Below are 13833 nucleotides of genomic sequence, written 5' to 3'. Positions count from 1 at the left end.
ATGTCGCTTAAAACCGTTAAATACTTCTCCACTATTATAGTCGCTGCAATCGCAGTTTTCGCCGGATGGTGGATGTGGAATTACTATATGCAATCGCCCTGGACACGTGATGGCAAAGTGCGAGCTGAGCAGGTCAGCATTACACCACAGGTGTCAGGTAGCATTAGCGAACTCTATATAAAAGATAACCAGTTTGTGAATAAAGGCGATGTCCTTTTTATTATCGACAAGACACCATTTCACATTGCTGAACTGAATGCGCAAGCGCAACTTGCAAAAGCGCAGTCTGACCTGGCGAAAGCCAATAACGAAGCCAACCGCCGCCGTCATTTATCGCAAAATTACATCTCAGCCGAGGATCTGGATACCGCAAATCTCAACGTGAAAGCCATGCAGGCGAGTGTTGAAGCAGCAGAGGCCAGTCTGCGTCAGGCACAGTGGCAATTGACGCAAACGGTGGTCAAAGCCCCCGTAGCGGGCTGGGTCACCAATCTTTCAACCCGTCCCGGAGACTACGCTTCAACCGGAAAACCTCTGTTTGCTCTCGTCGACAGTCACTCTTTTTATGTAATGGGGTATTTTGAAGAAACTAAGTTGCGCCACATTCGCGAAGGTGCACCTGCCCTCATCACGCTCTACAGCGGTGATATAAAGTTACAGGGTCACGTTTCCAGTATTGGTCGTGCTATCTACGATCAAAGTGTGGAAAGTGATTCCGGCCTGATTCCAGATATCAAGCCCAACGTGCCGTGGGTGCGTCTGGCGCAGCGTATCCCGGTACGCATCGAATTCGACGCCCTGCCGCGGGATGTCACGCTGGTATCAGGTACAACCTGCAGCGTATCCATCGGCCAGCGTAAATGAAACTACCCCGCCTGACACCTGGCAATTTGCCGTGGTTTAAAGCCACGGCGGCACAGTGGCGTTATGCGCTGCGTAACACCATTGCGATGTGTCTGGCGTTAACTTTTGCTTATTATCTGAATCTGGACGAACCCTATTGGGCGATGACCTCAGCGGCGGTGGTCAGTTTTCCCACCGTTGGCGGGGTTATCAGCAAAAGTCTGGGTCGCGTGGCGGGGAGCTTACTGGGTGCCACCGCCGCATTGATTATTGCCGGTCATACCCTTAATGAGCCGTGGTTGTTCTTGCTGAGCATGTCGGTGTGGATCGGTTTTTGTACCTGGGCCTGTGCGCATTTCACCAATAACGTTGCCTACGCCTTTCAACTGGCGGGTTATACGGCGGCAATCATTGCGTTTCCCATGGTCAATACCGTGGAAATTACGCAGTTATGGGATATCGCGCAGGCACGCGTGTGCGAAGTCATCGTCGGTATCTTGTGTGGCGGTGTGATGATGATGATCCTGCCCAGCACCTCCGATGGCATCACGTTACTGACTGCATTGAAAAACATGCATTCACGTTTACTGGAACATGCCAGCCTACTCTGGCAACCAGAAACCACGGACGCCATTCGCACAGCCCATGAAAGTGTTATCGGTCAGATTCTTACCATGAACCTGCTGCGTATTCAGGCGTTCTGGAGCCACTACCGTTTTCGCCGACAAAATGCTTTGCTCAATTCACTGTTGCATCAGCAGTTAAGGATGACCAGCGTGATTTCCAGTCTGCGCAGGATGCTGCTGAACTGGCCTAATCCCCCGTCCAATACCCGGGAAATTATCGAGCAGTTGCTCAGCGAACTGATAAAATCCAATGCTAATAGCTACACCGTCGCACGTATTATTGCCCCACTGCGACCCGTCGATGCACGCGACTATCGACACGTCGCCTTCTGGCAACGACTGCGTTATTTTTGTCGGCTCTACCTGCGCAGCAGTCATTATCTGCATTTACTGGAAAATGGCGTTACCGCCGAGCGTATTAATATCGTCCGCACGCCGGGGCTTGCCCGTCATACCGATAATGCGGAAGCTATCTGGAGCGGGTTACGTACGTTCTGTACTTTGATGCTTATCGGCGCATGGAGCATTGGCGCACAATGGGAATCAGGCTCTGGCGCCCTCACGCTCGCCGCCATCAGCAGTGTGCTGTATTCCGCCGTTGCCACGCCGTTCAAGTCGCTTTCTTTGCTGATGCGCACGCTGGTTTTGCTGTCGCTGTTTAGCTTTGTGGTTAAGTTTGGCCTGATGGTGCAAATTTCCGACCTCTGGCAATTCATTCTCTTTCTCTTCCCGCTACTCGCCACCATGCAACTGTTAAAGCTGCAAATGCCAGCGCTGGCAGGTCTTTGGGGGCAACTGATTGTATTTATGGGTTCGTTTATCGCGGTGACCAATCCGCCGGTATATGATTTTGCTGATTTCCTGAATGACAATATGGCGAAAATCACTGGTGTGGCGCTGTCATGGCTGGCCTTCGCCATTCTGCGGCCCGGTTCGGATGCACGGAAAAGTCGCCGCCATATTCGCGCCCTGCGCCGAGATTTTGTCGATCAGCTCAGCCGACACCCATCACTCAGTGAAAACGAATTTGAATCGCTGACCTATCATCACGTCAGCCAGCTCAGCAGCAGTCAGGATGCGCTGGCTCGACGCTGGTTATTACGTTGGGGGGTCGTATTGCTGAACTGCTCGCACGTAGTGTGGCAACTGCGCACCTGGGAGGCGCGTTCGGATCCGCTGGCTCGCGTCAGGGACGTGTGTATCTCTCTGCTGCGCGATGTAATGAGCGAACGTGGCGTCCAGCAACGACCACTGAATGCCACGCTGAGTGAGCTACAACGCATTTGCGATGCGCTTGCCCACCATCATCAACCTGCTGCACAGGAGTTATCGGCATTGATCTGGCGGCTACACTGCTCGCTCTCACAACTCGAACAGGCGCCACCGCCGGGCACTCTCAGTAGTTGATTATTTGATAACACCACAGGCGTAGCGCGCTCCGCCACCGCCAAGCGGTTTCGGTTGATCGGACATATTATCGCCGCCCACATGGATCATCAGCGCTTTGCCTTTAACCTCATCGAGCGTTTTGAGGCGCGGCGCAATGACCGGTGTTGTGGCGTTTCCGTCGTTATTCACCACCAGCAGCGGCAGGTCACCCATATGACCTGCGCCTTCCGGGCCTTCGTGTTTGCCGGTTTGGTGCGGATCATAATGGCCTCCAGCCGATTCCGCGGCTGAGGCTTTCCCTTCTTTAATCGCCGGTTGGCAGCTGCCGTTCATATGCACGTGGAAGCCATGTTCTCCCGGCGGCAACGCTTTCAGATCGGGCGAAAACTCCAGCCCCTTTGCGGTTTCAGCAATAGTGACCGTACCAATCGCCTGGCCAACGCCTTGCGACGTGACCAGATTCATCGTCACTTTTTCTTCAATGGCAGCCTGCGCACCTGCACAGGCGAGTAGAGTGATGATGGCCAAACTCAAACGCTTCATAAGACCTCCGTCCAAAAGGTGTCTGATTGTTAAGTGTAAACCAGTGACGCAATTTTGAACGGAGATGCACCAAAAACACGATTAAGGTACGTCGTAACCCAGTGCAGCTTTACGAATGCGGAACCATTGCTGGCGAGACATGTTCAGCGTCTCAGACTCAATGGCGGCGCGTACGCGCTCTATTTTTCCTGAGCCTATAATCGGCAGCGGCTGAGACGGCAAACGTAAAATCCAGGCGTACACCACCTGTTCAATAGACTGCGCGTTTAGCTCTTCTGCGATCGCGGCAAGTTCATTTCGTAATGGCTGGAACGCATCGTCATTAAACAAGCGACCGCCGCCGAGGCAGGACCAGGCCATTGGACGAATACGCAACTGCTGCAGTTGATCTAAAGTGCCATCCAGCAGGAGCGGCTGATGTACCGGAGAGATTTCAACCTGGTTGGTCGCCAGCGTAAACGGCAGACGCGATTGCAACAATGAGAACTGTGCCGGGGTGAAATTAGAGACACCAAAGTGACGCACTTTGCCACTGTGGTGCAATTTTTTGAAAGCGTCGGCGACGTCGTCAGCATCCATAAGCGGATCGGGGCGGTGGATCAGCAACAGATCAATATGATCGGTCGCCAGCAGCTTCAGCGATTCTTCCGCACTGGCAATAATATGCGCGCTGTCGGTAATGTAATGGCCCAGCGCATTTTCCGCGCGCGCCGTCGTCGCGATCCCGCATTTGGTCACAATCTGCATTTTTTCACGCAAATGGGGAGCCAGTTTCATAGCCTCACCAAACGCCGCTTCACACTGATATCCACCGTAGATATCGGCGTGATCGACGGTGGTCACGCCCAGATCCAGATGCTCTTCAATAAAGCTGACTAGCTGGCGCGCGGACATATTCCAGTCCATCAGGCGCCAGTACCCCATCACAAAGCGAGAAAATTCCGGGCCTTGCGGCGCAATAGTAATACGCTGAACCATAGCAGCTTCCTTTTAAGTGAATGTGCCTCGAGTATACGCAATTACGCTTTTAAAAGAGTGAAGGTTGTTGCGGTTCTTCCGAAGGGTTGGCTTTGTTCGCACGTAATTTACGCATCAGGCGCTGACGACAAAGCCGTAGCACTTCCTGCTTTTGGGCATCGCTCATCTTTTGCCAGTTAAAACGCTCATCCCGACTGCGAAAACAGCCACGGCAAAATCCGCGTTCGTCAGACTGACATATTCCACGGCATGGGCTCTGGACGGGGAAAAACTCCAGCTGTTCGGCCACATCCCCTCCTTTAGTAAGATTGATATACTTATTGAAGACGTTAACTGAATTTCTCGCAAGCGCTATTGCATTAGACCGACTGGTCTATTACACTCCTTTTCATGAACAAAATCACTGAACACGATACACGCGAACATCTGCTGGCGACTGGCGAACTGCTGTGTATGCAGCGCGGCTTCACCGGCATGGGTTTAAGCGAACTACTGAAAACCGCTGAAGTACCCAAAGGTTCGTTTTATCATTACTTTCGCTCTAAAGAAGCGTTCGGTGTCGCGATGCTGGAACGCCACTACGCGGCCTATCATCAGCGACTGGCTACACACTTTGATACGGGTGCGGGAAACTACCGCGACCGCATTCTGGCCTACTATCAGGAAACCCTGAACCAGTTTAGCCAGCACGGCATTATTAGCGGCTGTTTAACTGTAAAACTGTCTGCCGAAGTGTGCGATCTGTCAGAAGATATGCGCACAGCGATGGATAAAGGCGCGCGGCACATTATTGTGCTGTTAGCGCAGGCGCTGGAGAAAGGTCAGGCCAGCCATTGCCTGTCTTTTGTTGGCGAGCCGTTACAGCAGGCGCAGGTACTGTATGCGCTGTGGCTTGGCGCCAACCTGCAGGCCAAGATTTCTCGTAGCGCCACTCCGCTGGAAAATGCGCTGGCGCACGTTAAAAACATCATCACAACGCCTGTCGTTTAACAGGCGTTTTTATTTCCCTTATTACTAGACGACCGGTCTATTCAGGAGTGCCACATGTCATCTGAAAAACTGTTTTCCCCACTGAAAGTGGGTGCCATTACGGCAGCAAACCGCGTATTCATGGCGCCACTGACGCGTCTGCGCAGTATTGAGCCTGGCGACATCCCTACTCCGCTGATGGCCGAGTATTACCGTCAACGCGCTAGCGCGGGTCTTATTATCAGCGAAGCGACGCAGATTTCCGCACAGGCGAAAGGTTATGCCGGAGCACCCGGCTTACACAGCGAAGCGCAAATTGCCGCATGGAAGAAAATCACCGCTGCCGTACACGCTGAGCAAGGTCATATTGCTGTCCAGTTGTGGCACACCGGACGCATCTCTCACGCCAGTCTGCAGCCAAATGGTCAAGCTCCAGTTGCACCTTCCGCGATCAGTGCTGGAACCCGCACCTCGCTGCGCGATGAAAACGGCCTGGCAACGCGTGCCGATACCTCAATGCCACGTGCGCTGGAAACCGAAGAGATTCCGGGCATCGTTAATGACTTCCGTCAGGCGATAGCCAACGCGCGCGAAGCGGGTTTCGACATGGTTGAACTGCACTCTGCCCACGGCTACCTGCTGCACCAGTTCCTGTCGCCAACCTCTAATCAGCGTACCGATCAATACGGCGGTAGCGTCGAAAATCGTGCGCGTCTTGTGCTGGAAGTGGTTGATGCCGGTATTAAAGAATGGGGTGCCGATCGTATTGGTATTCGCGTCTCCCCGATTGGCTCATTCCAGAACGTTGACAACGGTCCGAACGAAGAAGCCGATGCGCTGTATCTGATTGAACAATTGGGCAAGCGTGGAATCGCTTACCTGCACATGTCTGAGCCGGACTGGGCCGGTGGCGAGCCGTATTCCGATGCGTTCCGCGAAAAAGTTCGCGCGCGCTTCCACGGTCCTATCATTGGTGCTGGTGCCTACACCCCTGAAAAGGCAGAAGCGCTGATCGAGAAAGGTCTGATCGACGCCGTGGCTTTTGGTCGTGCCTATATTGCTAACCCGGATCTGGTGGCGCGTCTGCAACGCAAAGCGGAGCTGAACCCACAACGTGCCGAGAGCTTCTACGGCGGCGGCGCGGAAGGTTACACCGACTATCCTACCCTCTAACGTCACAATCTCCGTTCTGCCATTGATAGCGGCGTAACAACGCCGCTATACTAAAACAACATTTTGAATGTATTAGCCATTTTCGAAGGGGAAAAAAATGCGTTTACTCCATACCATGCTGCGCGTGGGTGACCTGCAGCGTTCCATCGAGTTTTATACCAACGTGCTGGGCATGAAGCTGCTGCGTACCAGCGAAAACCCTGAATACAAGTACTCTCTGGCTTTTGTCGGCTACGGTCCTGAAACCAGTGAAGCCGTAATCGAACTGACCTATAACTGGGGTGTCGACAAGTATGAGCTGGGTACTGCCTATGGCCATATCGCCCTGAGCGTAGACAACGCGGCTGAAGCCTGTGAACGTATTCGCCAGAATGGCGGTAACGTAACGCGTGAAGCGGGTCCGGTAAAAGGCGGCACCACAGTGATTGCGTTCGTTGAAGATCCGGACGGCTATAAAATTGAGCTGATCGAAGAGAAAGACGCCGGGCGCGGCCTGGGCGACTAACTTCCCCCTCGGGCGCAGATCGTCTGTGCCCGTAGTTTTATACTCATCATTTTGCCATAATACGCGCTGCAATTTTCCCGTATTAAGAGACCCAGATGTCCGATAACGCTCAACTTTCCGGTCTGTGTGACCGTTTTCGTGGTTTTTATCCTGTCGTCATTGATGTCGAAACCGCAGGGTTCAATGCCAAAACCGATGCGCTGCTTGAGATTGCAGCCATCACACTGAAAATGGATGAACAAGGCTGGCTGATGCCGGACACGACGTTGCATTTCCACGTAGAGCCGTTTGAAGGCGCGAATCTGCAGCCGGAGGCCCTCGCCTTTAACGGTATTGACCCGAACAATCCGCTACGCGGCGCGGTCAGCGAATATGACGCTCTGCATGCCATCTTCAAAATGGTGCGTAAAGGCATTAAAGACAGCGGCTGCAATCGGGCAATCATGGTGGCGCATAACGCTACGTTCGACCACAGTTTCATGATGGCAGCGGCAGAACGCGCCTCGCTGAAACGTAATCCGTTTCATCCGTTTGTCACCTTTGATACGGCGGCATTAAGCGGTCTGTCATTGGGGCAAACGGTGTTGTCAAAAGCGTGTCTGGCGGCGGGAATGGAGTTTGACGGGAATCAGGCACACTCGGCACTGTATGACACCGAACGTACGGCCGTGCTGTTTTGCGAAATCGTTAACCGCTGGAAACGTCTCGGTGGTTGGCCTCTTCCCGTGCCTGAAGAAGCGTAACGGCGACATAAAAAAAGCGACCATTTCAGGTCGCTTTTTTACTTCTGCTGATATTACTCAGCGTCCGGCTCTTCGGTTTTGTATTTCGCAGCTGTTTCTTTAATCAGCTGCTGCAACTCACCGCGCTGGTACATTTCGATCAAAATGTCACAACCGCCAACCAGCTCACCATCAACCCACAGTTGTGGGAAAGTTGGCCAGTTTGCGTATTTCGGCAGTTCGGCGCGAATATCCGGGTTCTGCAGAATATCAACGTAAGCAAAGCGTTCACCACAGGCTGACAGCGCCTGCACAGCCTGAGCGGAGAAACCGCAGCTTGGCAGTTTAGGAGAACCTTTCATGTACAGGAGAATCGGGTTTTCAGCGATCTGGCGCTGGATTTTTTCGATAGTGGTGCTCATTATCTTGCTTCCTTAAACTTCTTTTACGGCAGTAGTCTGACATTGTAACGGGTCAGACAGGCAACGGAAAATAACATTTTCATTACGCGTTATTATTTTATCCCCTGACGCTAAAAGTTGCATTCATAATCTCACTTATCCCCTTCAAACATGTGGTTTTGATTATCTGTTCACCAACTCCAACGTTAATTGATGTTTTTTTTTGCGGTCGGTTACGAAACATAGTTTTAAACAAAAAAAGCTATTAACTTTCCCTCTTTCTATAGATTAGAATCGTCAAGTTTTGAAAATCACACGCAGGCACGATAGACCTGCCTTACCAGAGGACTGCTCAGTGGCGCGGATAAACCGAATCTCGATCACGCTCTGTGCTTTACTTTTTACTACACTGCCCTTTACGCCTATGGCTCATGCTTCCAAGCAAGCCAGGGTGACACCTACCAATTCTCACACCATCAAAACGGTAGATAAAAAGAAAAGCGCAACAACCAGCCAAAAAACAACAAAGACCAGCAAGAAAACGGCGACAAAAACCACCAGTAAAACCAGCACCAAAACCGCTTCCTCTTCTAAAAAACGCACTGCCACTCCGGCAAAGTCGACTAAAACTGCAAATCGTCGTGGTAAAACTGCCGTAGCACAAACCGCAGCCGTTACCTGGACTGAAAAATGCACACCGCGCAAAGGTCATAAACCACGCTGCGTGAAGGTGAAAACCACTGCACCAACTACGCTTGCTGACGCCCATAAAGTGAAAGTGCAGAAAGCGACTAAAACCGCTATGTCCACTTTGATGAACCAAATCGGTAAACCTTATCGTTGGGGCGGTTCCTCGCCAAGAACCGGGTTTGACTGCAGCGGTCTGGTTTATTACGCCTATAAAGATCTGGTGAAGTTCCGCATTCCGCGTACCGCGAACGAAATGTATCATCTGCGTGATGCCGCACCGATTGAACGTGGCGAACTGAAAAATGGCGATCTGGTCTTCTTTCGTACCCAGGGTCGCGGAACGGCCGATCACGTCGGCGTCTACGTCGGAAACGGTAAGTTTATTCAGTCACCGCGTAGCGGGCAGGAAATTCAAATCACCTCTCTGAGCGAAGATTACTGGCAGCGCCACTATGTGGGCGCTCGTCGGGTAATGACGCCAAAAACAATTCGCTAAAAACTTACCCTACAGAACATGCTGTAGGGTAAGTTCTTCTTTTGCATAACCTTTCAATTTGCTACCCTATCCTTACTCACAATGAGGCTATTGTGTGTACTCAATATAAATAATAAGGAGAGAAGCAATGTCGTTTGAATTACCTGCATTACCGTATGCCAAAGATGCTCTGGCACCGCACATTTCTGCCGAAACGCTGGAATATCACTATGGCAAACACCATCAAACCTACGTGACCAATCTGAACAATCTGATTAAAGGCACGGCGTTTGAAGGCAAATCACTGGAAGAGATCGTTCGTAGCTCTGAAGGCGGTGTATTCAATAACGCAGCACAAGTATGGAACCACACGTTCTACTGGAACTGCCTGGCACCGAACGCAGGTGGCGAACCAACCGGTAAACTGGCCGATGCTATTGCCGCCTCCTTTGGCAGCTTTGCAGATTTCAAAGCGCAGTTTACCGATGCCGCTATCAAAAACTTCGGTTCTGGTTGGACCTGGCTGGTTAAAGGAACTGATGGCAAACTGGCTATCGTCTCCACCTCCAACGCAGGTACTCCGCTGACCACCGACGCGACGCCGCTGATGACCGTTGACGTATGGGAACACGCCTACTACATCGACTATCGCAATGCCCGTCCTGGCTACCTGGAACATTTCTGGGCGCTGGTGAACTGGGAATTTGTTGCGAAGAACTTCGCAGCATAAAAAAGATAACGCAGAAGGGCTTCCTTCTGCGTTTTTGCATTAATTCGTGGTCGTGAAAGCCTCTTCTGGCTGTCTTCTTGCGGAAATAAACACCAGCAGCAGCGCAAGACCCGCCACAATCGCCCCCATCACTGGCACAAAACTGTAGCCCAGGCCGCCTGATATCACCGCCCCACCGGCCGCTGCACCCAGAGCGTTCCCCAGATTAAACGCGCCAATATTGACTGACGATGATAATCCAGGTGCTTCACTGGCAACGCGCATCACACGCATCTGCAACGGTGGAACGACCGCGAACGTCGCCGCGCCCCAGACCACCATACTGATCGCCGCCCCCAGCTCATTACTCGCAAGGAAAGGAATGGCCAGCATAATAACCATCAGCAGCAGTAAAAAGCCTTTCAACGTACCGTTGACTGAACGGTCAGCAAACTTGCCACCAAAGTAGTTACCGATCGAGAAACCAATGCCTATCAACACCAGCATCCCGGTAACAAATGCCGGAGTGGCATGAGTGATAGTATGCAGAACCGGCGAGATGTAGGTATAAAGCGTGAACATCGCCCCAGCACCCAGTACGGTAGTCAGTAACGCCGACAACACCTGTGGGCGCATAAGTACCGCCAGTTCGCTGCGAACATCCGGGCGCTCTCCCGCTCCCCCCTTGGGTAAGGAGAAGAACAGGCTGACCATAGCAATGACGCCCAGACCCGCAGTGGCCATAAATGACATGCGCCAGCCGATGGTTTCACCAAGCCATGTCGTCGCCGGAACGCCGCCAATATTGGCGATGGTTAACCCCATAAACATCGTTGCTACGGCGCTGGCCTGCTTATGTTTGGGTACAACACTGGCAGCAACCACTGAACCGAGACCAAAAAAGGCCCCATGGTTAAGACTGGTCAAAATACGCGATAGCATTAGCGTGGTGTAATCCGGCGAGATAGCAGAAAGCACATTACCCAGCGTGAAAATCGCCATCAGGAATATCAAAGCATTACGTCGCGCGCGATGAGACAGCAGCAATGTCATCAGCGGTGCACCTACCATCACACCTACCGCATAGGCGCTGATCAGCATGCCGGCCGCCGGAATCGAGACATCCACACCTTTGGCTATGACGGGCAATAATCCCATTGGCGAAAATTCGGTGGTGCCAATGCCAAACGCTCCGATCGCCAGCGCCAGTAAAGGATAATTGAGTTTCATATTGCGACTCCGTAACGTCGAGCCGTGGCGCGACATAAAATAAGAGTCAAAAGCATGACATTGATCGCAAAATTAATAAAGTTAACAAAATTGCAAAAGACTTTTGCTAATTCGCAAACAATAGAAGAGATAGACGAGCGGAAAGAGTGAGGGAGAGCTAACTCCCTCGGGGGAAATCAATGCAGCGCTGCGGTCAGGCCACCCGCGACGATCAAACCCAGAACAATAATGGTAGTCACTAACGAAAATTTCAGATCGGTGCTCATCAAGTTTTCTCCTTTTTATTCCCACACAAAAAGTGATATTGCGCATTTTTACACACTTGAAAGCAAAAATCTCTCACGATTTATATTGATAACTGCTTTTAACTCTTCCCCTTTTCGTTAAGATCAGACAAAATTCCACGCTTACTTGATTAGCGTACCGGCCATTGACCCCTTCCTGACGTTCCGTGTCGTTTTCCCGGCGTGCCGCAACCCTTACGTTGCGCTAAGGGTGTGTAAAGGCAAACGTTTACCTGGAGTATTCTCAGGAGCTTAGGATATGGTCTGGAGTGAGATGTAATGGCAACAATTAAAGATGTAGCGAAGCGAGCAAACGTTTCCACTACAACCGTATCACACGTAATTAACAAGACGCGCTTTGTCGCGGAAGAAACGCGTAATGCTGTCTGGGCAGCGATCAAAGAACTGCACTATTCTCCGAGCGCAGTTGCCCGCAGCCTGAAGGTGAATCACACCAAGTCTATTGGCTTGCTGGCGACCAGCAGCGAAGCGGCCTATTTCGCAGAAATTATCGAAGCCGTGGAGAAAAACTGTTTCCAGAAAGGCTATACGCTGATTCTGGGTAACGCATGGAACAGTCTCGAAAAGCAGCAGGCCTATCTGTCGATGATGGCGCAAAAGCGCGTTGATGGTCTGCTGGTGATGTGTTCTGAGTATCCGGAGTCGCTGCTTTCGATGCTCGAAGAGTATCGCCATATTCCGATGGTCGTCATGGACTGGGGCGAAGCTAAAGCCGACTTTACCGATACGGTCATTGATAACGCCTTCGAAGGCGGTTACATGGCGGGTCGGTATCTGGTAGAACGCGGTCATCGTGAAATTGGCGTGATCCCAGGTCCAATGGAACGTAATACCGGGGCCGGGCGTCTGGCGGGCTTTATGAAAGCGATGGAAGAAGCGCTGATTAAAGTGCCTGATAACTGGATTGTCCAGGGCGATTTCGAGCCTGAGTCCGGCTATCGCGCCATGCAGCAAATTCTGTCGCAATCGCATCGTCCGACCGCTGTCTTCTGCGGTGGCGATATTATGGCGATGGGTGCGCTGTGCGCCGCTGACGAAATGGGTCTGCGCGTACCACAGGATGTCTCACTCATCGGCTACGACAACGTGCGCAACGCCCGCTTCTTCACGCCGGCCTTAACGACCATTCACCAGCCGAAGGATTCACTAGGTGAAACGGCCTTCAACATGCTGTTAGACCGTATCGTGAATAAACGTGAAGAGTCACAGTCTATCGAGGTGCATCCACGTCTGGTTGAGCGTCGCTCCGTTGCCGACGGTCCGTTCCGAGATTACCGCCGTTAAGCCTGTTGTGCGGGAGTCTCATCTGGCTCCCGCAGCCATTCCTTGTTCAACGTTTCACTATCCCCTAAATAGTCCAGCAGCCAACTCAATGCCGGTGACGTATCGTTCTGCTGCCATGTCAGACAGCATGCAGCATCAGGAAAGGGGTTCTCCAGTTGCAGCGCAACCCACTTGCCGCTATCGATCCACGGCTTGGCAAAATGCGTCGGTACCATGCCAACACACAGCCCTGCTGATAAGCAGGTAGCGGATGATTCCCAGTCAGGCACCACGACGCGTTTTTGGTTATCCAGCAGCCAGGTAATACGCTTTGGCAGTGTACGGGAGGTATCTTCGCGCACCAGTGACGGCCAGTTGCGCAACGTATCATCACTTAGCGGTCCGGGCATTGATGCCAGTGGATGATGGCTGGCTACCACGCAGCTCCAGCTCAGCATTCCCATATCGCGGAAGGTATAGCGCCCCCCTACCGGAATCGCCTGTGTGGCGCCGATGGCCAGCTCCACGCGTCCATCGGACAGCGCGTCCCATACGCCGTTAAACACTTCCTGAAAAACTAACAACTCCACATCATCAAAGTGACGGTAAAAATCCACGATCATCTGTCGGGTACGATCCGGGCGGACAATGTTATCGACTGCGATCGCCAGCTGTCCGCGCCAGCCGTTGGCAATTTGCTGGCATTGCTGGCGCGTGATCTGCATTTTTTTGATAACAGAGCGACCTTCTTTTAAAAACCATGCCCCGGCAGGCGTTAATTCCACATCCCGATGGCGTCGCTCAAAAAGTGGTACCGCCAGCCACTCTTCCAGTTGGCGCACAGTGTAGCTTACCGCCGAAGGTACACGGTGTAGCTCCTGTGCGGCTGAACTAAAGCTACCGTTACGCGCAACCGCATCAACCACTTCAAGTGAATATTCCGACCACATATTCTGCCTGCAAAAATTTTGAAATCAGTAAGCAAATATTAACGTTTCACAGCGAGAATTAC

Annotated in this window: 15 protein-coding genes and 1 pseudogene; 9 read left to right on the top strand and 7 right to left on the bottom strand. The window is 52.1% G+C overall.

Annotated elements, in window-relative coordinates:
• Positions 1-864 carry an efflux RND transporter periplasmic adaptor subunit gene (locus OGV57_RS05390; RefSeq protein ID WP_003836440.1) on the top strand — a complete coding sequence of 288 codons (864 nt, stop codon included), beginning with the start codon at positions 1-3 and terminating at the stop codon, positions 862-864.
• Positions 861-2901, top strand: a pseudogene (locus tag OGV57_RS05385) (FUSC family protein). The gene OGV57_RS05390 and the pseudogene OGV57_RS05385 overlap by 4 nt, the downstream one beginning before the upstream one ends.
• Here OGV57_RS05385 and sodC read toward each other — a convergent pair.
• From sodC to OGV57_RS05370, 3 genes are all read right to left on the bottom strand, one after another.
• Positions 2877-3401, bottom strand: coding sequence for a superoxide dismutase [Cu-Zn] SodC (gene sodC / locus OGV57_RS05380; RefSeq protein ID WP_003029187.1), 525 nt, complete (start codon positions 3399-3401; stop codon positions 2877-2879). The pseudogene OGV57_RS05385 and the gene sodC sit on opposite strands and share 25 nt — an antisense overlap.
• Positions 3402-3482: 81 nt before the next feature.
• A complete protein-coding gene (locus tag OGV57_RS05375; protein ID WP_003029189.1) occupies positions 3483-4379 on the bottom strand; it encodes an aldo/keto reductase in 897 nt (298 codons plus the stop codon).
• Between the two features lie 49 nt (positions 4380-4428).
• Positions 4429-4668: a DUF1289 domain-containing protein gene (locus OGV57_RS05370; protein WP_003029191.1), complete on the bottom strand. Its 240-nt coding sequence runs from the start codon at positions 4666-4668 to the stop codon at positions 4429-4431.
• 101 nt (positions 4669-4769) lie between these two features.
• On the opposite strand from OGV57_RS05370, the gene OGV57_RS05365 reads away from it, so the two are divergent.
• The 4 genes from OGV57_RS05365 to rnt all read left to right on the top strand — a co-directional run bounded on the left by OGV57_RS05365 (position 4770) and on the right by rnt (position 7769).
• Positions 4770-5369, top strand: a complete 600-nt coding sequence (locus OGV57_RS05365; protein WP_032935837.1) for a TetR/AcrR family transcriptional regulator — start codon at positions 4770-4772, stop codon at positions 5367-5369.
• A 54-nt stretch (positions 5370-5423) separates the two neighbouring features.
• A complete protein-coding gene (locus tag OGV57_RS05360) occupies positions 5424-6521 on the top strand; it encodes an alkene reductase (protein WP_003029197.1) in 1098 nt (365 codons plus the stop codon).
• Positions 6522-6618: 97 nt separating this feature from the next.
• Positions 6619-7026 (top strand): lactoylglutathione lyase, encoded by a 408-nt coding sequence (gene gloA / locus OGV57_RS05355; RefSeq protein ID WP_003029198.1) that lies wholly within the window; start codon positions 6619-6621, stop codon positions 7024-7026.
• 95 nt (positions 7027-7121) lie between these two features.
• Entirely contained in the window at positions 7122-7769 is a 648-nt protein-coding gene (gene rnt / locus OGV57_RS05350; protein ID WP_003029200.1) for a ribonuclease T, read from the top strand.
• 53 nt (positions 7770-7822) lie between these two features.
• On the opposite strand, the gene grxD is transcribed toward rnt, so the two are convergent.
• Positions 7823-8170, bottom strand: a complete 348-nt coding sequence (gene grxD, locus OGV57_RS05345) for a monothiol glutaredoxin 4 (protein ID WP_003832760.1) — start codon at positions 8168-8170, stop codon at positions 7823-7825.
• A 334-nt stretch (positions 8171-8504) separates the two neighbouring features.
• Between grxD and OGV57_RS05340 the strand changes: the two genes are divergently transcribed.
• Both OGV57_RS05340 and sodB read left to right on the top strand, forming a co-directional pair.
• Positions 8505-9335 carry a C40 family peptidase gene (locus OGV57_RS05340; protein ID WP_054528353.1) on the top strand — a complete coding sequence of 277 codons (831 nt, stop codon included), beginning with the start codon at positions 8505-8507 and terminating at the stop codon, positions 9333-9335.
• Positions 9336-9462: 127 nt separating this feature from the next.
• Entirely contained in the window at positions 9463-10044 is a 582-nt protein-coding gene (gene sodB / locus OGV57_RS05335) for a superoxide dismutase [Fe] (RefSeq protein WP_003029205.1), read from the top strand.
• A gap of 39 nt (positions 10045-10083) precedes the next feature.
• On the opposite strand, the gene OGV57_RS05330 is transcribed toward sodB, so the two are convergent.
• Positions 10084-11253 carry an MFS transporter gene (locus tag OGV57_RS05330; protein ID WP_044699907.1) on the bottom strand — a complete coding sequence of 390 codons (1170 nt, stop codon included), beginning with the start codon at positions 11251-11253 and terminating at the stop codon, positions 10084-10086.
• Positions 11254-11429: 176 nt separating this feature from the next.
• On the bottom strand, positions 11430-11519 hold the full coding sequence (cydH, locus tag OGV57_RS05325; RefSeq protein ID WP_003029209.1) for a cytochrome bd-I accessory subunit CydH: 90 nt from the start codon (positions 11517-11519) through the stop codon (positions 11430-11432).
• 297 nt (positions 11520-11816) lie between these two features.
• Between cydH and purR the strand changes: the two genes are divergently transcribed.
• The gene (purR, locus tag OGV57_RS05320; RefSeq protein ID WP_003029211.1) at positions 11817-12842 is read left to right on the top strand and encodes an HTH-type transcriptional repressor PurR; all 1026 of its coding nucleotides are present in this window, start codon (positions 11817-11819) and stop codon (positions 12840-12842) included.
• On the opposite strand, the gene punR is transcribed toward purR, so the two are convergent.
• Positions 12839-13771 (bottom strand): DNA-binding transcriptional activator PunR, encoded by a 933-nt coding sequence (gene punR / locus OGV57_RS05315; protein ID WP_003029215.1) that lies wholly within the window; start codon positions 13769-13771, stop codon positions 12839-12841. The two genes, purR and punR, sit on opposite strands and share 4 nt — an antisense overlap.
• Positions 13772-13833: the final 62 nt, after the last annotated feature.

The sequence above is a fragment of the Citrobacter sp. Cf087 genome (genome assembly GCF_030334285.1).
Lineage (GTDB): Bacteria > Pseudomonadota > Gammaproteobacteria > Enterobacterales > Enterobacteriaceae > Citrobacter > Citrobacter freundii.
The sequence above is the reverse complement of the archived record's forward strand: the minus strand, read 5'-3'. Positions and strand labels throughout refer to the sequence as shown.